Origin of the sequence: Microterricola gilva, from assembly GCF_004217495.1 — a bacterium.
Classification (GTDB): domain Bacteria; phylum Actinomycetota; class Actinomycetes; order Actinomycetales; family Microbacteriaceae; genus Microterricola; species Microterricola gilva.
This window is the reverse complement of record NZ_SHLC01000001.1, coordinates 99,299-117,723: the sequence shown is the minus strand read 5'-3', so window position 1 is coordinate 117,723 and position 18,425 is coordinate 99,299. Positions and strand designations below refer to the sequence as shown.

The following is an 18,425-nucleotide window of genomic DNA, read 5'->3' as shown; positions in this document are numbered from 1 at the left end:
CGCGCTGGGCGTGGGCCAGGCGCAAAAAACAGGAGCAGAGCGGCGGCGAGCCCCCTACGGCCTCGCCGGAGCTCTGCTCCTGCGCTTGTCGCTCAGACGCGGTCGAGCGCGGTCGGCACCGGCGTGCGCCACGACAGCGGCGCCTCGGCGGCCGGCGCTGCTGGCAGCATGCCCCGCCCGTCCGGCTCCGGGATCGCGGCGAGCAGCGCCTGCGTGTACGGGTGCGCCGGCTCGTCCCAAATGCGCTCCGATGCACCGGACTCCACGATCGCGCCGCGATACATCACAACGGTGCGGTCGGCGATCAGTCGCACGATCGCGAGGTCGTGCGAGATGAACAGCAGGCCGGCACCGGCATCCAACGCCAGACGGCGCATCATGTCGGCGACCGAGGCCTGGCTCGAGGCGTCGAGCGCCGAGATCGGCTCGTCGGCGACGAGGAGCTCCGGCCGCGCGGCGAGCGCCCTGGCGATCGCGACGCGCTGGCGCTGGCCTCCGGAGAGCTCGTGCGCGTAACGGGAGACCATCGCGGTCGGCAGGCCGACGCGCTCCAACCACTCCTCCGGCGACGAGCCGGCCTCGCCGCGGGCGAGCGCCGTCCTGATTCCCTCCGTGATCTGCGCGCCGACCTTGATGCGCGGGTTCAGCGAGGAGTTGGGGTCCTGGAACACCATCTGGATCGAGGTGAACGCTTTGTCCCTGCGCCGCACGCCGAGCAGCGGCACCGTGTTGCCGCGGTAGCGCACGCTGCCGGAGTGAGGCTTCTCCATGCCGACGACCGCGCGAGCGAGGCTGGACTTGCCGCAGCCGCTCTCGCCGACGAGGGCGAGAACCTCGCCGGGGGCGATCGACAGCGAGACGCCGTCGACGGCGCGGACGACCGACGTCCCGTGGTACTCGACGACGAGATCGTCGACGTTCAGCAACGCGCTCATCGGGCATCCTCCTCATTCGCCAGTGCGGCGGGCAGGGTCTGCGCGCTCGGCAGCGACGCCAGCAGCTCGCGGGTGTAGTCGTGCTGCGGGCTGCCGAAGATCTGCTCCCGCGAACCGGCCTCGACGATGGCGCCGTGCCGCATGACCGCGACGTCGTCGGCGATGGCGCTCATGACGCCCAGGTCGTGCGTGACCAGCAGCACGGCGAGCTGCCGCTCGGTGGCGAGGTCGCGCAGCAGGTGCAGGATGCCGGCCTGCACGGTGACGTCGAGGGCCGTCGTCGGCTCGTCGGCGAGCAACACAGCCGGGTCGCAGGCGAGGGCGATCGCGATGGCGATGCGCTGACGCTGGCCGCCGGAGAACTGGTGCGGGTAGCGCCCGAGCGCCTCCTCGGCGTCCGGCACGCGCACGCGTTCGAGCAACTCGATCGCGTGTGCGTGCGCCTGCGCCCTGCCGAGCTTCATGTGCGTGCGCACGTGATCGGTCAGCTGGGATCCGATCGTGAGCTGCGGGTGCAGGCTCGACGACGGGTCCTGGAAGATCATCGCGATGCGACGGCCTCGAATGGTGTTCAGCTGGCGCCTGCCCATGCCGATGAGCTCGATCGGGCCCTCGGCGCCGCCGAGCGTGATCGAGCCGCCGACCACGGCGTTGGCCGGCAGCAGCCCGAGGATCGCCAGCGATGACACGGTCTTGCCCGATCCCGACTCCCCCGCCAGGCCCTGGATGCGGCCGGGGGTGAGGTCGAGGTCGATGCCGGTGACGATCGGCTTCGGTGCCTTGCGCGGCCCGATCCCGATCGTGAGGCCCGTGATGCTGAGCACCGGCGTTGTGCCGACTGCCACGGCATCCGCGGTCATTTCCATCGTGCTCACGCGCGTGCCCCCACTCGGCTCATCTGGGACGTCGGGTCGAAGATGTCGCGCAGCGAGTCACCGACGAAGTTGAACGCCATCACCACGGTGAGGATGGCGAGACCGGGGAACACGCCGATCCACCAGGCGTCGAAGTTCTCCATGGCCGCCGAGATCATCGAGCCCCACTCCGGGGTCGGCGGCTGGGCGCCGAGGCCGAGGAAGGAGAGGCCGGAGAGCAGCAGGATCGCCGTGCCGACGTCGAGGCTGGCCAGGACCAGGATCGGGCCGACGACGTTGGGGGCGATGTCGACCCGCAACGTCTTGAATGGCGAGAAGCCGAGCAGACGGCCAGCCATCACGTAGTTCTGGCCGCGCAGGCCGAGCACGATGCTGCGCGTCATCCTGGCGTACTGCGGCCACGAGACGACGAAGGCGGCGATGACCGCATTGAACAGCGACGGCCCGAGGGATGCCGCGACGACCATGGCCAGGATGACGGTGGGGAACGCCATCACCAGGTCGGTGATGCGCATCAGTACCTCGTCGACCCACTTGCCGAAGTAGCCGGCGATCGCGCCGACCAGGGTGCCGACGAGCATCGACATCACCACGAGCAGCAGGGCGAGCGGGATCGTGACGCTCGCACCCGTCATGAGGCGCGAGAAGATGTCGCGCCCGAGCGCATCGGTGCCCATGAGCGTGTCGATCCCTGGCGGCTGCAGGCGCGGGAGCGTCTGCGCGAGCGGGTCGTATGGCACCCAGAGCGGTGCGGTGAACGCCACGACCACCCAGAAGGCCGCGATGACGGCACCGATCACACCGAGCGGCGTCACCCAGGCGGATGGGATGTTCAGCCAGCGGCGTTTCAGCGCAGGCTGCTTCAGTGCAGGCTGTTTCAGCGAAAGCTGCGTCATGCGAGTCTCACCCTCGGGTCGAGCACGCCGTAGAGGATGTCAACGGCGAAGTTGATGCCCAGGTAGATGACGCCGACGACGAGTCCGACGCCCATCACCCCCGGCAGGTCGAGGCTGGTCGCGGAGTTGTAGGCGTAGCTGCCGAGGCCGGGCCAGGCGAAGACCGCCTCGACCAGCACGGTGCCGGAGAGCAGCGAGCCGAAGGCCAGGCCGACGATCGTCAGAATCGGCAGCGATGCCCCGCGCAGCGTGTACCCGAACAGCATCCGCGGGCCGGTGAGCCCCTTGGCCCGCCCGGCACGGATGTAGTCGGCATCCAGCACCTCGAGCACCGAGGTGCGCACGAAGCGGGTGAGCAGGCCGATCGTGAACAGCGAGAGCACGAACACGGGCAGCATCAGGTGGGCCATGGCATCCATGAACGTCACCCACTGCCCGGCGAGCAGCGCGTCGACCGTGTAGAGCCCGGTCACCGTCGGCGGCGGGGCCAGGATCGGCGAGAGCCGCCCCGACCCCGGCGCGATGCCCAGCTGCAGGAAGAAGATGTTGAACGCGACCAGGGCCATCCAGAACGTCGGGATGCTGAGGCCGAGCAACGAGACGACGCGCACGACCTGGTCGCTCATCTTGCCGCGGCGGTAGGCGGCGAGCGCACCGAGCGCAACACCGACGGCGAGGCTGACGATGATCGCGCCGATGGCGACCTCGATGGTGGCGGGAACGGCCTTGGCCAGATCGGATGCCACCGGCTGCCCTGTGCGCAGCGAAACACCCATGTCGCCCTGGAACAGGTTGACGAGGTAGTTGAGGTACTGCACGGGCAGCGGCTGGTCGAGTCCGTGCTTCTCGATGTACGCCTCGACGGTGGCCGGGTTGCTCGCCGCGCCCTCACCGAGCGCCGCGACGATCGGGTTTCCCGGCACGAGATTGGCCAGGGTGAACGTCACAATCGTGACGCCGAAGAGCAACAGTATTGACATTCCGAGGCGACGAAGCAAGTACCCGGCCAGGGGTGATTTACGCCGTGGCGCTGTGCGCGCTGGCGGTGTGCGCTGAGCGGTCTCGCTCGGCGCGGCCGTGGCCGGGTACTCGCGGGTCGCGCGGGTGTTCTGTCCCACGCTGAGGGTTCCTTCTACTTGGACTGCAGCTCGGCGATGTCCATCGTCCACGTCGAGTTGTAGGCGACGCCGTCGATGTAGTCGGCGGTTGCGATGTTCGAGCCGGGCACGATCAGCGGAACGAACGGGCCCTGCTCCTGCAGCGCCGAGGCAAAGGCGCTGAACGCACCCTCACGCTCGTCCATGCTCGTTGCGTTCTCCGCTGCCGCGGCCAGGTCGACAACGGCGGGGTCCTGCTCGGCGGTCCAGCCGGCGCGCAGGCCGACCTTCGCTCCGGCCGCGAACGGCAGGAAGTTGGCGGAGTCCGCGTAGTCGGGGCCCCAGAACCAGATGCTGAACGCCTCGCGGCCGTTGACGTACTCGTCGATCTGCGTGGTGAACGGCGCCGGTGCGAGCTCGACGGTGATGCCGGCATCCGCCAGCTGCGACTGCACGCGCTCGGCGAGCGGGGTGAAGCTCACGCCACCGACCGGGTAGTCGTTCGGGTACTCGAGGGTGATCGTCTCACCGGCGTAGCCCGACGCAGCCAGGGCCGCCTTGGACGCGGCGAGGTCCTGCTCGACGCCGTCGGTGAGCGCACCGAGGAACGACGGCGGGATGACGCCGGTCGCCTGCTCCGAGCCGGCCCCGGCCAGCTCCAGCAGTGCCGGGTAGTCGAGGGCGTAGCGCACGGCCGAGGCAAACTCGGGGTTGGCGGTCACGCCGGCGACGTCAGCGCTCTGGTTGAGCAGCAGGAAGATGGTCTGCGCCGAGGGGGTCGAGAACACGTTGACACCGTCGCCGAGGCCGGCGACCTGGTCGCCGCTCAGGTCGACGGCCACCTGGGAGTCGCCGCCCTCGAGGTTCATCTTCTGCGTTGCGCTCTCGGAGACGCTGCGGATGACGACGCGGGTGAAGTCGATGTCTTCCTCGCCGTTGTACTTCTCGTTCTCGGTCAACACGACCTGCGACTCGAAGTCGAGCGAGTCGAGCACGTACGGGCCGGAACCGGCCGAGGTCGTGTTCAGGAACTTCTCCGCGGCGTCGGAGTTGTCGGTGGTTCCACCGTTCTCGATCACGAGCTTGGAGTTGAGGATCGCCAGCGACGGGTTGGTCATCAGGGCCGGCAGCTTCAGCGAGGGGGTCGCGGTGCTGAGCTCGACGGTCTTGTCGTCGACCTTCTTGACCTCGATGCCCTCCATCAGGAAGTTCGCCTTGCTCTCGGTCATGCCCTTCACGCGGTTGAGCGAGAAGACGACGTCGTCTGCGGTGATCGGGGTGCCGTCGGAGAAGACGCGGCCGTCGGCGAGCGTGAAGGTGAAGACGGTGGCGTCGTCGTTCTGCTCGTAGCTGGCGAGGCCGGGAATCGGGGTGGACTCGTCGGATCCGGCGAAGTCGAGGAGGGTCTCGTAGAGAGCCTTGGACACCATGTAGCCGGTCGGGACGTAGTTGCGGCCGGGGTCGCCGGTCTCGAGGGTGAAGGCGGTGTCGATGACGATGCTGCTCGGAGCGCTGCCGCTGCCGCCTTCAGGGGCGGTCGCCGCGCAACCGACGAGAACGAGCGATGCACTCAGCCCGATGGCTGATGCGACGTAGCGGATTTTTGTGCGCACGGGGGAACTCCTTGTCATGAAATACAGGACCAGAGTCGAGCGCCATCGCCGCGAGCGTGCTTGTTCAGAGTCGGCATGCGGGACGGGAACTCAACACCACCGCCCCGATTGCTCTGGACGGCTTTGCATGAGATTTGCACAAAGAGCGCTACTCTGTCCAATCAAAGGCCACATGCGCCAGAAAATGCATTACCAACGAGGGGGATGCCCGCCAGTATGTCTAGCAAACAAAGCAGCGCCAACGTCTCATCTGGACAATCGCCGCATGTACTCGACGACATCAATCTGAAAATCTTGGCTGAACTGCGAGATAACGGACGAATATCGATGTCGGCGCTGGCTGAGCGCGTCAATGTCTCCCGCGCCAATGTCTACACGCGCGTCGAGCAGCTCATGGCCGATGGCGTGATCACCGGCTTCAGCGCCCGGGTGGACCCGGCCAAGGCCGGCCTTGGAATCTGCGCGCTGGTGTTCTTGTCCGTTCACCCGCAGACCTGGAGCAGCTTCCGCACGCGGATCACCCAGATGACCGAGATCGAGTCCTGCCGCATCACGACCGGCGAGCACGACGCGATGCTGCTGATCCGCGGTGACGAGGTCGGCGCCATCCATGCCTTCGTCATCGGCGTGCTTGCTGCACTCCCGGAGGTGAAGTCGGTCGAGACCGTGCTCGTGCTCGACGAGGTCTTCCAGCGCCCGTATCTGCTGCCAACCGACCTTCCGCCGCGCGATGAGGAGGTCGCCCAGCTCGGTCTGACCCGGTTCACCCGCGTGAACCCGGGCCGGGCGAGCCTGAACGGCTAGCCGCTAGGCCAGCTGCACGCAGACGCTGTAGCCGGGCACGCCGTCGAGCACGAAGTCTTCGATGAGCTCGAAGCGGCCGTCATCCATTTGCTTCACCGTCGTCGCGCTGTCGCCGAGGAGCGTGGCATCCGTCGCCACGACGTGGTGCACGAAGTACTCCTCGAGCACGCCGCCGCGGTAGCGCCCGACGCAGCGCCCACCCGTGACGGTGTCGCCGAAGTAGTGACCCCAGATGATGCCCGAGTTCTCGCTGAACTCGAAGCGGGTGGGAGCCGTCTCACTGACGGTGCTGGCGGTCGAACTCTGCAGCACGAAGGAGGTGCCGTCGAGGCGCGGCTCGCTCGTGTGCGCCGGATCGAGCGCCGGCCAGAGCGCGAGCGGTTCGGCCTCGACGCAGGCGCTCAGGTGCTCCTCGCCGTCCTTCTCGAAGGTCTCGTCGAGGTAGAGCCTGCCGTCGTCGCCGCGACGCAGCACGCTCTGTGCGGTACCGAGGACGACCTCGCCGCCGTCGATGGGCTTGTGTGCGAAGCAGATCGTCAGCGTGTCACCGTCGCGACGGCCGACGAAACGGCCGAGCTGCACGGTGTCACCGATGTACGCGCCCCAGAGCATCTGACCACGCTGCTGGTAGCGGAAGCGCGTCGGCGAAGTCTCGGATACCGCGCTTCCTGATGAGGAGATCATGACGAACTCGATGTCGTCGATCGAAGCGGGGATGGCAGCGGTAGTCGTTTCAGCAGTCACGGTCACGAGTATGGACGATCGGTCACTCGTTTCTAAATCCGCGACTTTCAGTCCAGTTCGTCCTACCTGTGGCGCCGAGTGCGCGACTCTTGTTCGATTGAACGCGGTTCAACGAACGATTCGTCCAACCGCTCGTTCTTACGATTCGCGAAGCGGCGTCCACCCGATCGGCCGTGGTCCGCGCACATCGGCCCTGGCCAGATCGGATGCCGCCGACCATCCCTGTGCGGCTTCGGTGCCAGGCAAGGCACCGGGTTCACCCACGCGCCCACGCGCGACGCGGAAGCCGACGTCCTCCAGTACGGCGTCCGGAGCGCTGCCGCGCCGCACGGAGGCACGCAGACTCCACTCCCGATCGGCCCAGCCGCCGCCCCGGAGGCTTCGATAGTCGCCGTAGCGCGCGGTATCCGCGTAGTCCCAGCACCACTCCCACACATTGCCGAGCGTGTCGAAGAGGCCGAAAGCGTTCGCCGCTTTGCCCGCGACGGGCTGTGCGCCGACGAGGCCGTCGGCGGCCGACCAGGCGATCGCGGCGAGCGGACCGTAGCGTGGCCCGCTCGATCCGGCGCGGCAGGCCCATTCCCATTCGGCTTCGGTGGGGAGGCGGAAACCCGCGGCGCTCACATCCCAGCGCACCCTGCGGCCGTCGACGAGGTACGCACGCTCGTGGCCTGCGGCATCCGAGGCCAGATTGCACCAGCGCACCGCATCGAACCAGGTCACCGGGTGCGCGGGCAGCGATGCCTCGTCGCTTGCGGCCGAGGAGGCCTGGACGATCGCGTCATACTCGGCGCGGGTGACGGGCGTGCGCCCGATCTCGTATGACAGAAGCTCCACGCTGCGGCTCGACGCCTTGCCGTCCGCGCCGGCCCTGGCGTCCCGCAGCTCGACGACCCCGGCCGGGATCGCGATCATCGTCGGAAGGGTGGCCATGCGCCAACGTTAGCGAGCGGCCGCCCTCGACGGCGGAACGTTACCCCGCGCGCGGTCGATCTCGGTACGCGGCCGCCCCCCGCTGCGGCTGGCAGACGTGCTGCGCCCGCGACCTCCGCCTAGGCCAGTGCGTGCTCGGCCGCGAAGGCGAGCACCGCGGCACGCGGCGCGTACGACCCGACGGTCCCACGGGCCTGCACCGAGAGGGCGCCGGCCGCGGCGGCCAGCCCCGTGGCCTCGGCGAGCGAACGGCCCTCGGCGAGGAAGGCGGCGAGGGTGCCGGTGAAGCAGTCGCCGGCACCGGTGGTGTCCACCGGGGTCACCCTGGGCGCCTGTCGGTGCCAGCTGCCGGACGCATCTGCGGCGACGGCACCGGCCGAGCCGAGCGTGATGACGAGCGACCGGCAGCGTCCGGCGGCGACGGCGGATGCCGCGAGCTGCTGCCACTGCTCGGCCGAGAGCGAGTCGTCTGCTGCGGCATCCGGAACCAGGCCGACGGCGCGCGCCTCGTGTTCGTTGACGACCAGCGGGTCGCAGACCGCCAACGCGGCCGGAGCGACGGCGACGGGAGGTGCGAGATTCAGCACGTAGCGGGTGCCGGCAGCCGCAGCGGAGGCCGCCAGCGCTTCGACGGTCGCGGCGGGGATCTCGCCCTGCGTGAGCACCAGGGAAGCCGCGGCGATCGCGGCCGTCTCGGCGTCGCCGAGTTCGGGGCCGAGCAGCCCGTTGGCTCCCGCGGTGACGATGACCGTGTTCTCGCCAGAGGCGGCGACGGTGATCTGTGCGACACCCGTCGTGACGTCGGCGATCCGCTGGATGCCGTTCGTGGCCACGCCGAGCTGGGCGAGGGTGCTCAGGGCGAAGTCGCCTGAACTGTCCGTGCCGACGCGGGCGATGAGCTCGGTCTCGACACCGGCGAGGTGGGCGGCGACGGCCTGGTTGGTGCCCTTGCCACCGAGTGCGACGGCGAATCCGGTGCTCTCCACGGTCTCACCCGGAGCGGGAAAGTGCCCGACGTAGCTCGTGCTGTCGACGTTGAGCGAGCCAACGACGACGAGGCGGGGGCTAGTGGAGTGCGCGGCGGACTCAGTCATTGAGGATTCTCCTGAAACTCGTGTTCGACTCCGACGCGGCGTTGCGCACGGAGATGCTGCGGCGGGTTGCCGGCGATGTCGCTGCCGACGCCCGCGCGGATCAGACGGCCGGGCCGGGACCGGCGACGCTGCCCGTGATGGGCTCGGCCGAGACCTGGGTGACGAAACAGTAGTAGTTGCGCTGCCCGGCATCCCACTGCTCTGCCGTCACCGGGAAGCTGCCCTGCAGCTGCAGCTGACCGAACGCGGCCGCGGCCGCGAGGTCGACGATTCCCGGGGTGCCGCAGAGGGCGTTGATCTGGCCGGCGAGCGCCTCTTCACCGGGGAACGCCGTGGTGGCGTCACCGCCGAGGTTGCCGCGATAGACGAGCTGGGCTGCGTGTGGCGCCGCGCAGTCGACGACCGTGAACGTCTCGGCCCACGGCGAGCTGAACGGGTCGATGCACTCGCCGCCGAACAGGGTGTCCCACTCGTGCTCGCCAGCCGGCTGCATTGCGGTCGGCGCCGGCGGTGCCACGGGCGCCTCCGTCGTCGGCTCGGCGCTCGGCGTGGCGCTGGCCACCGGGGCGGGTGCCGCTCCGAGCAGGGCAGGAAGCTTCGTGCCGAGCACGAAGAGTCCGACGAGCACCGCGACGGCGAGCACGGCGAGAAGCGTGATGATCAGAGCGCGCGGCGGCTTGCCGCCACCCGAACCGCGGCGCTGGCCAGATCCCGAGCCACCCGAGCCCTGACCGAAGCCGGTTCCGGATGCCGGAGCGCCCACGCCGCGTGGCTGCGCCGGCTGCTGAGGCTGCTGGCCGTTCGTCGAGGCCGCGAAGACCGGCGTGAACGCCGCGCCGGCACCGTAGCTGGGGGCCTGGGACGGGCGCGGAGCGGTGACGCCGGGGATCGGAAGCGGGGCGACGTCCGGCACCGGCGGCACGATCAGCGTCGGCGGCAGTGCCTCCTGGGCGCCGATGAGATCGGTGGGCTCCGCGGTAGGCACGGCGACGGTGGGCGCGGCAGCGGCATCGATGACGGCGTCGGCTTCCACCGATTCGGCGCTGAGCGCGGCGAGCGTCTCCGTCGCAGGCTCGACGGGGGGCTCAGGCACCTCACTGGTGGCAGGCGCAGGAACGCTCGGAGCCGCGGCAGCGGCGAGGCTCGCCGCGAACCAGTCCGCCAGGTCGTCGTCCGAGGTGGATTCCTGCTCGACGTCCGCGGCGGGCTCGGGCTCGGGCTCGGGCTCGGGCTCGGGCTCGGGGGCAGTGTCAGCGGTTGGCGCTGCGGAAACGGCAGGGGCGACGATGTCGTCGTCCGCCGAGGCGTCATCGACGACAGGCTCCCCGATGGCGCGGGCGAAGAACGCCGGCACGATCGGTGCGGCGGTCTCGGCGCTGGCAGGCACCGGAGGCTCCGCGGCCTCGCTCGGAGCGGCGGCGGCCGGAGCAGCCACGATCGGTGCGGCCACAATCGGGGCGGCGGCGGTCACGGCGGCCTGCACCGCGTCAGACTCGACAGCTGCGGTCTCGGGGCCAGCAGGCTCGGCCTGCGCTGCTTCCGCTGCCGGCGGTGCGGCATCCTCCGCGGCATCGCCGTCGGGGACGAGCCCCCACTGGAACACGGGCCCGCTCGGGGTCTCGGACTCGTCCTCGTCCTCGAGATACGCTTCCGGCTCGTCACCGGGGATGATGATCGCGGCGGTGAACGACTGGTCGTAGTCGGGGCTCGCCGGGTCGAACTCGGGCGGAACCGATGCGGATACCGGGTTCGCGACCGGGCCGGGCTCGATCGGGGCCGGAGCGGCGACCGGAGCCACGGGCTCCTGGGGTGCTGCAGGCTCCGCGGACACCGGAGGCACGGGAGCCGCCGGAGTGGCCGGGGTTGCGGGCAGCGGGGCTGGCGGCGCCTTGAACATCGGCGGGGCCAGCTCAAAGAAGTCGGGCTGTGCCGAGCGCGGGGCCGAGAACTCGCCGGCAGGCTCGGATGCCGCCGGCGCAGTGGGTACAGCGGGGGCAGGTGGCGCGGGCGACACCGGTGCAGCGAGTGGCGCGGACCGCGGAGTCGTGATGGGCGTGGTTTCCGCACGCTCGACGGGAGCGGGCGGCACCACGGGGAGCACTGCGGTCTCGGCCTGACCAACGGGCTCGGCGACCGGCGCGGTGGCGGGCTCAGCGACGGTCTCGCTCGCCGGCTCAGTCGACGCCGGCTCTGCCGGCTCCGAGGCGTCAGCAGGGGGCGGCAGCAGCGGACTGCGCGGGGCAGCGGCAGGCGTGCGCCCGCCGCTCAGCTGGGCGAGCAGCCACTCGGCGCTGCCGAAGGCGGGATCCGGCGTTTCGGCATCACCCGGTGTCGCCTTGTCGCCCTGCTCAGGCACCCGCGAGACCCAGATCGTCGAGGCCGATGGCGTAGAAGTAGGGGTAGCCTGCGGCCTCGATCACTTCGCGGGCACCGGTGTTGCGGTCGACGACCACGGCGACGCCTGCAATGATCGCACCGACCTTCTTGAGCGCCTCGATGGCGGCCAGCGGCGAGCCGCCCGTCGTCGACGTGTCCTCAAGCACGATCACGCGCTTGCCCTCGAGGTCGGGCCCCTCGACCTGGCGGCCACGGCCGTGGTCCTTGGGTTCCTTGCGCACGACGAACGCGTCGTACGCCGCCCCGCGGGCCGCGCCCTGGTGCAGCACGGCTGCGGCAATGGGGTCGGCGCCCATGGTCATGCCACCGACGGCGGCGACATCCGGGATCTCGGCGATGAGGTCGAGCATGACCTGGCCGATCAGCGGCGCGACACGGTGGTCGAGGCTGACCTTGCGCAGGTCGACGTAGTACGTCGCCTTCTTGCCGCTGGTCAGGGTGAAGTCACCGTGGAAGACGGCCTCGGCCGAGATGTAGTCGATAAGTTGCGCACGCACGTCAGTCACCCCCCGATTCTACGCGGACGAGTCGGAGCGGCGTGAAAGGCTCCTGCTGGAGTCCTGAGGACTCCAGCAGGAGCACGGCACGAGCCGCCGGCTCGCGCACCTCGCGTTTCGCGCTTCGGTCAGCTGACGACGAACGACATGGCGACACCGACGGCGATCGCGACCAGCATGTAGATGAGGTTCGGGATCTGGAACGAGTGGTCGAAGACGAACTTGCCCATCTTCGTCGTTCCGGTCTGGTCGAATGCGACGGTCGCCACCTGGCTGCCGTTCGCCGGCAGGATGTACATGCCCATCGCGGATGGCCAGAGTCCGGCGATCAACGGGGCCGGCAGCCCGATGGCGAGGCCGATCGGCACGATGGCGTTCGTTGCGCTCGACTGGCTCGTCGTGAGCATCGCGACCGCGGCGAGCGCGAGTGCGAACAGCAGAGCTCCGAGGAAGGCAGACGAGCCGGAGACCACGGCGCCGAGACCGTCGACGATCAGCGTGTTGTTGTTGGCGACGAAGGTGTTGGCGAGCCACGCGATTCCGAAGAGCGCGAAGGCGCCGACCATACCGGCCGGGAAGGTCGACTGCTTGGGCACATCCGCGGCCTTGACCTTGCAGGTGAGGAAGATCAGCGCTGCGATGACACCCATGACGACCTCGATGATGATCGTGACGGAGACGCGGACGGGGTCGCCGTCGACATCCGTTCCGATGATCGGCCGCAGGCCCTCGAAGAGTCCGGTGAGCACGATGATGCCGACGCCGATCAGGAACAGGGACGCCGAGAGCACGGCGGTCTTCGGCAGCTTCACCTCGACGTCCTTCTCCTCCGGCGGCTTGATCGCGTGGGCGGCGAGGCGGCGCTGGAACTCGGGGTCGTCCTCAAGGTTCTTGCCCCAGCGCACCATCACCAGGCAGGCCACGAACAGTCCGGCGATGGACGCCGGCCACATGATGAGCAGCAGCATGCCGAGGTCGAAGCCGCTCGGCGCGAGCAGCACGACCATCGAGGCGGTGGCCGCGGACACCGGGCTGCAGAGGATACCGACCTGCGAGGCGACGGCCGCGACCGAGAGCGAGCGCTCCGGGCGGATCTTCTGCTGGTACGAGACGTCGTAGATCACGGGCAGCAGGGGGTAGAAGATGTTGCCGGTACCCGCACCGACCGTGAACAGGAATGACATCGCCGGGGCCAGGAAGACCACGCTCTTGGGGCGTTGCTTGATCACCTTCGCGGCGATCGAGACCATCCAGTCGATGCCGCCAGCCGCCTGCATGACGGATGCCGCGGTGATGACGGTGAGCACGATGAACACCGCGTCGACGGGCGCGTTGCCCGGGGCGGTCTGGAAGCCGAACAGCAGCACGGCAACGCCGACGAGGCCCCAGACGCCCAAGCCGATCCCGCTCGTGCGGGTGCCCATGTAGATGGCACCGATAACGACCAGCAGCTGGAGGACAAGGATGACGACGCTGTCGTTCATGCGGAAGGCCCAGTCGGGTACACGTCGTCGGCGGAACCGAGCACCGTCACCGGGAGCTCGGTCTCGACGATCTTGCCGTCGATCGCCTCGACCCTGAGGGCGAGCCCGCCCTCGGCCGGGCTGATCGCGGTGATGAACTCTGCGCCGGTGAAGTGCAGCGACTGGAGGTTGCCCACCGCGTAACCGGTCGCGAGTTCCCCGGAGAGCAGCGAGGCGTGGAAGAGGGGCTGGCGCTGGTCCTCTGCGTCATAGTGCGGGCAGAAGCTGCCCCGGAGGAAGCCGAGGCCCTCTGGCAGCACCTGCAGCGTCGGACCGAAGCTGTCGGTGGTTCCGCCTTCGAACCAGCAGATGCCTCCGGCGCTTCCGCCGGTGAACACGACGTTGGACTCCGAGTCTTCCCACATCTCGCGCATGATCACGTCGAGGCCCTGGCGCTTCCAGACGTCGAGCATGTTGGCGGTGTTGCCGCCGCCGACGTGGATGACGTCGAATCCGCGCACGAAGCCGGCCAGGTCGTCCATCGGCCGGTGGAACAGCGGCAGGTGGTGCGGGGCGCAGCGGTCGGAATTGTACGTCTGGTAGAAGCTCAGGATGTAGGCGGGGTCGTCGCCGGTCGCCGTTCCCACGAACAGCACCCGCGGCCGCTCCTTGCCGGTGAGCCGCAGAATGTACTCGTGCGTCGGATCGTTCCGCCGCTCCATCATGGCCTTGCCCGCACCCGTTGCCACTACATGCGCCATGGATCCCCCTTGCTCGCGCCGGGCCACAACGTGTGAACCCCTCCGGCTCACGCTAGCGGCGGCTGAGCGCCTCGGGCAAGGATTTTCCCTGCATCACGGCGCGCCATGCCGCTGCGCCGCGCGTGTCGAGGCTGGCGCACGCGTCGGGCTCAGTAGATGCGGCTCAGTAGATGCGGCTCAGTAGATGCGGCTCAGTACATACGAACATGCTTGCGCTCGGCGACGCGGCCGTAGCCGTCGCGGGAGACGAGCACGATGCTGCCGATGGCGGCCAGAACTGCGGTGGCGACGAGCGCTGCGATGAGAACGAACATGGTGAGACCTTTCGGCACGGGATTGAGGTGAACGCGCGCGCCGTTGCGTGGTTGCTGTACCTCAAGTACACCCCGAGTAATCGTGCAGAACAAGCGAGTGTTTCTGCACTGAGGCTGTAGATTTGCTTCATGGATGTGCGTCGCCTCGACCTGCTGCGCGAGCTCGCCGAGCGCGGCAGCGTCACCGCGGTCGCGGCTGCAACGCATCGCACACCGTCCGCCGTGTCACAGCAGCTCAAGAAGCTCGAACGCGAGGTCGGCGTTCCGCTCACCGAACGCTCCGGCCGCGGGCTCAGCCTGACCAGCGCCGGCATCGCGCTGGCCCGCAGCGCCGGCGATGTCGCCGTCGCCCTGGCCAGGGCCGGCGCGCTCTGGGACGAGTTCCGCAACCACCCCAGCGGTGAGGTGAGCCTCGTCACCTTTCCAACGGCCGGGCAGATGCTGTTGCCTGGCACCCTCGCCGCGCTTCCGGCCGGACTCGTGCTGCGCTGCACCGACCTCGACCCCGAGCAGGCCGACTTCCCCGCGCTCACGGCTGACCACGACATCGTGCTGGCCCACGCCATGCCCGGCCAACAGAGTTGGGGCGGGCGCGGGCTGCGCGTCATCCCGCTCATGACCGAACCGCTCGACGTCGGGCTGCCGATCGGGCACCGCCTCGCCGGCCGCAGCTTCCTCGCGCCGGCGGACGTCGTCGGCGAGGAGTGGATCGGCGTTCCGACCGGCTTCCCCTTCGAACGCATCCTGCACGAGATCGAGCAGCAGACCGGCCGCCGGGCCACGGTCACGCAGCGCTTCTCCGACATGCGCGTCGTCGAGGCGTTCATCACGGCCGGCCTCGGCATCGCCCTCGTGCCCCGCTACACCTCGAGCGGGCGCGACGGTGTCGTGCTCAAGCCGCTGCGCGGGGTGGAATCCACGCGCCAGGTGGTGGCGCTGATGCGGCCGGATGTCGCCGAGCGCCTCGCCGTGCGCACCGTGCTCGCCGCGCTGCAGGCTCAGGCCGCACAGGTGCAGGCCGCGCACGACGCCGCCCAGTAGCCACCCGCCCGGCTCCGGCCGCCCGTCTCCGGCCGGGCCGCCGGGCGGCGCACGACACCGCTGTCGGCGTGCGGACGGCGGCGAGTTGCCACAGATGGCCCCTTGAGCACGCGTGAAGGGGCCATCTGTGGCATCTCGCGCGGCCAATGGCCGTTCGGGCGAAGTCGAGCTCGTGCGGGCGGGGCGGATCCGTAGACTGCAGCCATGAGCGACAGCATCCTCTTCACGGTGAGCGACGGGCTCGCCCACGTCACCCTCAACCGCCCGGAGCGCCTCAACGCCATCGATGCGGATGCCGCGTACCGCTGGCGCGAGATCGCCACCGAGGTCGCGGAGCGCGCCGACATCCGCGCCGTGCTCTTCGATGCCCGCGGCCGCGCCTTCTGTGCCGGCGGCGACGTCCTCGCCATGGCGGCGCTCGGCTCCGCCGAGCTCAGCGCGGGCGCTGCGGTGCGGGAGCTGGCCGATGTGATCCACGACGGCCACCGACTGCTGCGGGGCAGCGCGACCCCGATCGTCGCCGCGGTGCACGGGCCCGTCGCGGGCGGCGGGCTCGGTTTCATGCTCGTCGCCGACGTGATCGTCGCCGCGGAGACGGCGAGCTTCGCCAGCAAGTACGCCGATATCGCGCTCACCCCCGACTGCGGCGTGAGCACGCTGCTGCCGGAGGCCGTCGGCAGCAGGCGCGCACTCGAGCTATTGCTGACCCCACGCACGCTCTCCGCCGCGGAGGCGCTCGACTGGGGCCTCGTCACCGAGCTTGCCGCCCCGGATGCCGTCGCCGACCGCGCCACCGCGATCGCCGCACACTGGCTGCAGGGTGCATCCGCCGCTTACGGGCAGGCGAAGCGCCTCGTCCACGCCGGGCGCACGCGCTCGTTCCAGGACTCCCTCGACGACGAGGCCGTCAGCATCGGCGCCGCCTTCGACAGCGCAGAGGCGCGCGCCCGCGTCGCCGCCTTCTCGGCGCGCACCGCCTCGCGCTGAGCGCCGCGGCATCCGCCGGCCCGCACTGCTCGCGTGGGCGCCCGCGTACGCGCGGCCGGAGATCCGGCGGCCACGCCGGGCAGCGGCGGCGGCGCGCCACCCGAAACACTGGCCGAGCGCACGCAGCACCGCGCGGACCGGCGGATGTGAACCCGGCGGAACTGCACCCGGCGGAGCCGAGCGCGGTGCGGTAGCCCGCGGGTAGGCTGAGCGCACCATGCAGAACTTTGCTCGATCTCACACCGGCGGCGGGCGCGAGCGCGCCATCCCAGAGCCCACGACGGGCGGCGCGGCGGGCGAGGACGAGTTCCGCGTCGACGTCGAGCGCATCCGCTTCTCGCCGTACTTCTCGCGGCTCTCCGCCGTCACGCAGGTGATCCCGCAGGCCGGCTCCGGCACCACGGTGCACAACCGACTCACCCACTCGCTCAAGGTCTCGGCCGTCGCCCGCTCGATCGCCGTCGGCTTCCGCGATGCCCCGGAGGCCGCCCGCCAGATCGTCGCCGACCTCGGCGGCTGCGACCCCGTCGTCGTGCAGGCCGCCGCCGCCGCACACGACCTCGGCCACCCGCCGTTCGGCCACCTCGGCGAGCAGGTGCTCGACCGCGCCGCCCGCAACAGGCTCGGCCTGCCGGACGGCTTCGAGGGCAACGCGCAGACCTTCCGCATCCTGACCGCGCTCGACAGCTGCGACGCCACGGCGCGCGGCCTCAATCTGACCAAGGCCGTGCGCGCCGCCGTGCTCAAGTACCCGTGGACCCGCAACGAGTGGCGCTCCCTGCCGCCGCAGCCAGCGGAGCGGCTGCCGCGCGGGGTCGGCTCCGACTCGGCATCCGGGGCTCTCAAGTTCTCGGCCTACTCGATCGACGCGCTCGAGATGGCTGACGTGCTCTCGGCCTTCCCCGCGATCGGCACGCACCAGCAGACGCTCGAATGCTCGGTGATGGACATCGCCGACGACATCGCGTACTCGGTGCACGACCTCGACGACTTCTACCGCGCGGGCGTGCTGCAGTTCACGGCGGTCTCGGCCGAGCTGAACGGCTGGCTGCAGGCGCAGAGCGCGCTCGCCGCGCTCGAGCCCGGCGAGCTCATGGCCGGCGTCGCGCTGCGCCGCCCCGGCTATGCGCTCGAGGCGGCCTGGCGGCACACCTACGCCAAGGATTCCTGGATCGCCAACGCCGAGGCCTTCCGCGCCTCGGTCGTGCGGGTCACGCACGACCTCGTCGAGGGGCTGCTGACGATTCCCTACGACGGCGGACTCGAGGCAGACCGCGCCGTCTCGGCCTTCACCCGCCGCTGGATCGACCGCCTCAAGGGCTCGATCCGGGTGGAGCGCACGCCCAATGTGCGCAGCGGCCACGTGCGCCTCGGCAGCGACGCCTGGCACGACGTCGTCGTGCTCAAGTTCGTGCACACCCGCTTCGTGCTCGACCGCAGCGACCTCGCCGTCTACCAGCGCGGCCAGGCCCGCGTGCTCGAGACGCTCGCCGACGGCTTCCACCTCTGGCTGAATGACGCGGATGACGCGGCCCGCGCCCCACGCAGACTCATCGACTCGATCGAGGCCGCAACCGCAGAGTACCGCGAGCTGCGCGCGAACGCCCCCGAGTACTTCGCCGCCGTCGGCGCGGGCACGAGCGACCGCGACATCGCCCGCTTCGGCCGCTCCCGCGCCGTCGTCGACTACATCGCCTCGTTCACCGATGCCCAGGCCATGTCGGTCGCCGCGCTCATCAGCGGCACCTCGGACAACCTCTGGGAGTCCGGCCGCAGCCTGTAGCTTCGGCCGATCTCGACAGGCTCAATCGACGGCACCCCGTTGGTTGAGCCTGTCGAAACCGCGCGGTTCCGGTGCGACACCCGCTGGTTGAGCTTGTCGAAACCCTCGCACGAGCGTCGGACTGCACCAGCATCGGTCGCTGTTCCCGAAGTTGCCTCATGGTGGGCTGCCGCCTTTCGCGACGCTGCGCG

17 protein-coding genes are annotated in these 18,425 nt (G+C 69.9%); 4 read left to right on the top strand and 13 right to left on the bottom strand.

The window, feature by feature from the left end:
- Positions 1-92: 92 nt before the first annotated feature.
- From EV379_RS00530 to EV379_RS00510, 5 genes are all read right to left on the bottom strand, one after another.
- On the bottom strand, positions 93-935 hold the full coding sequence (locus EV379_RS00530; protein WP_130504435.1) for an ABC transporter ATP-binding protein: 843 nt from the start codon (positions 933-935) through the stop codon (positions 93-95).
- A complete protein-coding gene (locus EV379_RS00525) occupies positions 932-1,801 on the bottom strand; it encodes an ABC transporter ATP-binding protein (protein ID WP_242616434.1) in 870 nt (289 codons plus the stop codon). The genes EV379_RS00530 and EV379_RS00525 overlap by 4 nt, the downstream gene beginning before the upstream one ends.
- Positions 1,802-1,806: 5 nt before the next feature.
- Positions 1,807-2,706: an ABC transporter permease gene (locus tag EV379_RS00520; protein ID WP_165397244.1), complete on the bottom strand. Its 900-nt coding sequence runs from the start codon at positions 2,704-2,706 to the stop codon at positions 1,807-1,809.
- Positions 2,703-3,716, bottom strand: coding sequence for an ABC transporter permease (locus EV379_RS00515; RefSeq protein ID WP_341273541.1), 1,014 nt, complete (start codon positions 3,714-3,716; stop codon positions 2,703-2,705). The genes EV379_RS00520 and EV379_RS00515 overlap by 4 nt, the downstream gene beginning before the upstream one ends.
- A 122-nt stretch (positions 3,717-3,838) precedes the next feature.
- Positions 3,839-5,416 (bottom strand): ABC transporter substrate-binding protein, encoded by a 1,578-nt coding sequence (locus tag EV379_RS00510; protein WP_130504433.1) that lies wholly within the window; start codon positions 5,414-5,416, stop codon positions 3,839-3,841.
- A 204-nt stretch (positions 5,417-5,620) separates the two neighbouring features.
- Here EV379_RS00510 and EV379_RS00505 point away from each other — a divergent pair, with 204 nt between their 5' ends.
- Positions 5,621-6,220, top strand: a complete 600-nt coding sequence (locus EV379_RS00505) for an Lrp/AsnC family transcriptional regulator (RefSeq protein WP_242616169.1) — start codon at positions 5,621-5,623, stop codon at positions 6,218-6,220.
- Positions 6,221-6,223: 3 nt separating this feature from the next.
- Here the strand turns inward: EV379_RS00505 and EV379_RS00500 are convergent, their stop codons facing one another.
- From EV379_RS00500 to EV379_RS17455, 8 genes are all read right to left on the bottom strand, one after another.
- On the bottom strand, positions 6,224-6,964 hold the full coding sequence (locus EV379_RS00500; protein WP_207226165.1) for an avidin-fold protein: 741 nt from the start codon (positions 6,962-6,964) through the stop codon (positions 6,224-6,226).
- A gap of 138 nt (positions 6,965-7,102) precedes the next feature.
- Positions 7,103-7,897: a formylglycine-generating enzyme family protein gene (locus tag EV379_RS00495; RefSeq protein WP_165397243.1), complete on the bottom strand. Its 795-nt coding sequence runs from the start codon at positions 7,895-7,897 to the stop codon at positions 7,103-7,105.
- Positions 7,898-8,016: 119 nt separating this feature from the next.
- Positions 8,017-8,991, bottom strand: coding sequence for a ribokinase (locus EV379_RS00490; RefSeq protein WP_165397242.1), 975 nt, complete (start codon positions 8,989-8,991; stop codon positions 8,017-8,019).
- Positions 8,992-9,091: 100 nt separating this feature from the next.
- A complete protein-coding gene (locus EV379_RS17460) occupies positions 9,092-11,347 on the bottom strand; it encodes a septum formation family protein (RefSeq protein WP_130504431.1) in 2,256 nt (751 codons plus the stop codon).
- Complete coding sequence (gene pyrE / locus EV379_RS00480; protein ID WP_130504430.1) at positions 11,340-11,894, bottom strand: orotate phosphoribosyltransferase; 555 nt, start codon at positions 11,892-11,894, stop codon at positions 11,340-11,342. Before pyrE ends, EV379_RS17460 begins: the two co-directional genes overlap by 8 nt.
- A 119-nt stretch (positions 11,895-12,013) precedes the next feature.
- Complete coding sequence (locus EV379_RS00475) at positions 12,014-13,369, bottom strand: anaerobic C4-dicarboxylate transporter family protein (protein ID WP_130504429.1); 1,356 nt, start codon at positions 13,367-13,369, stop codon at positions 12,014-12,016.
- On the bottom strand, positions 13,366-14,109 hold the full coding sequence (locus EV379_RS00470; protein ID WP_130504428.1) for a Type 1 glutamine amidotransferase-like domain-containing protein: 744 nt from the start codon (positions 14,107-14,109) through the stop codon (positions 13,366-13,368). The genes EV379_RS00475 and EV379_RS00470 overlap by 4 nt, the downstream gene beginning before the upstream one ends.
- Positions 14,110-14,300: 191 nt before the next feature.
- Positions 14,301-14,423 (bottom strand): hypothetical protein, encoded by a 123-nt coding sequence (locus tag EV379_RS17455; protein WP_278044011.1) that lies wholly within the window; start codon positions 14,421-14,423, stop codon positions 14,301-14,303.
- A 129-nt stretch (positions 14,424-14,552) separates the two neighbouring features.
- On the opposite strand from EV379_RS17455, the gene EV379_RS00465 reads away from it, so the two are divergent.
- From EV379_RS00465 to EV379_RS00455, 3 genes are all read left to right on the top strand, one after another.
- Positions 14,553-15,464 carry a LysR family transcriptional regulator gene (locus EV379_RS00465; RefSeq protein ID WP_130504427.1) on the top strand — a complete coding sequence of 304 codons (912 nt, stop codon included), beginning with the start codon at positions 14,553-14,555 and terminating at the stop codon, positions 15,462-15,464.
- Between the two features lie 204 nt (positions 15,465-15,668).
- Positions 15,669-16,451: an enoyl-CoA hydratase/isomerase family protein gene (locus EV379_RS00460; protein WP_130504426.1), complete on the top strand. Its 783-nt coding sequence runs from the start codon at positions 15,669-15,671 to the stop codon at positions 16,449-16,451.
- Between the two features lie 217 nt (positions 16,452-16,668).
- On the top strand, positions 16,669-18,234 hold the full coding sequence (locus EV379_RS00455) for a deoxyguanosinetriphosphate triphosphohydrolase family protein (RefSeq protein ID WP_130504425.1): 1,566 nt from the start codon (positions 16,669-16,671) through the stop codon (positions 18,232-18,234).
- The last annotated feature ends 191 nt before the right edge of the window (positions 18,235-18,425 follow it).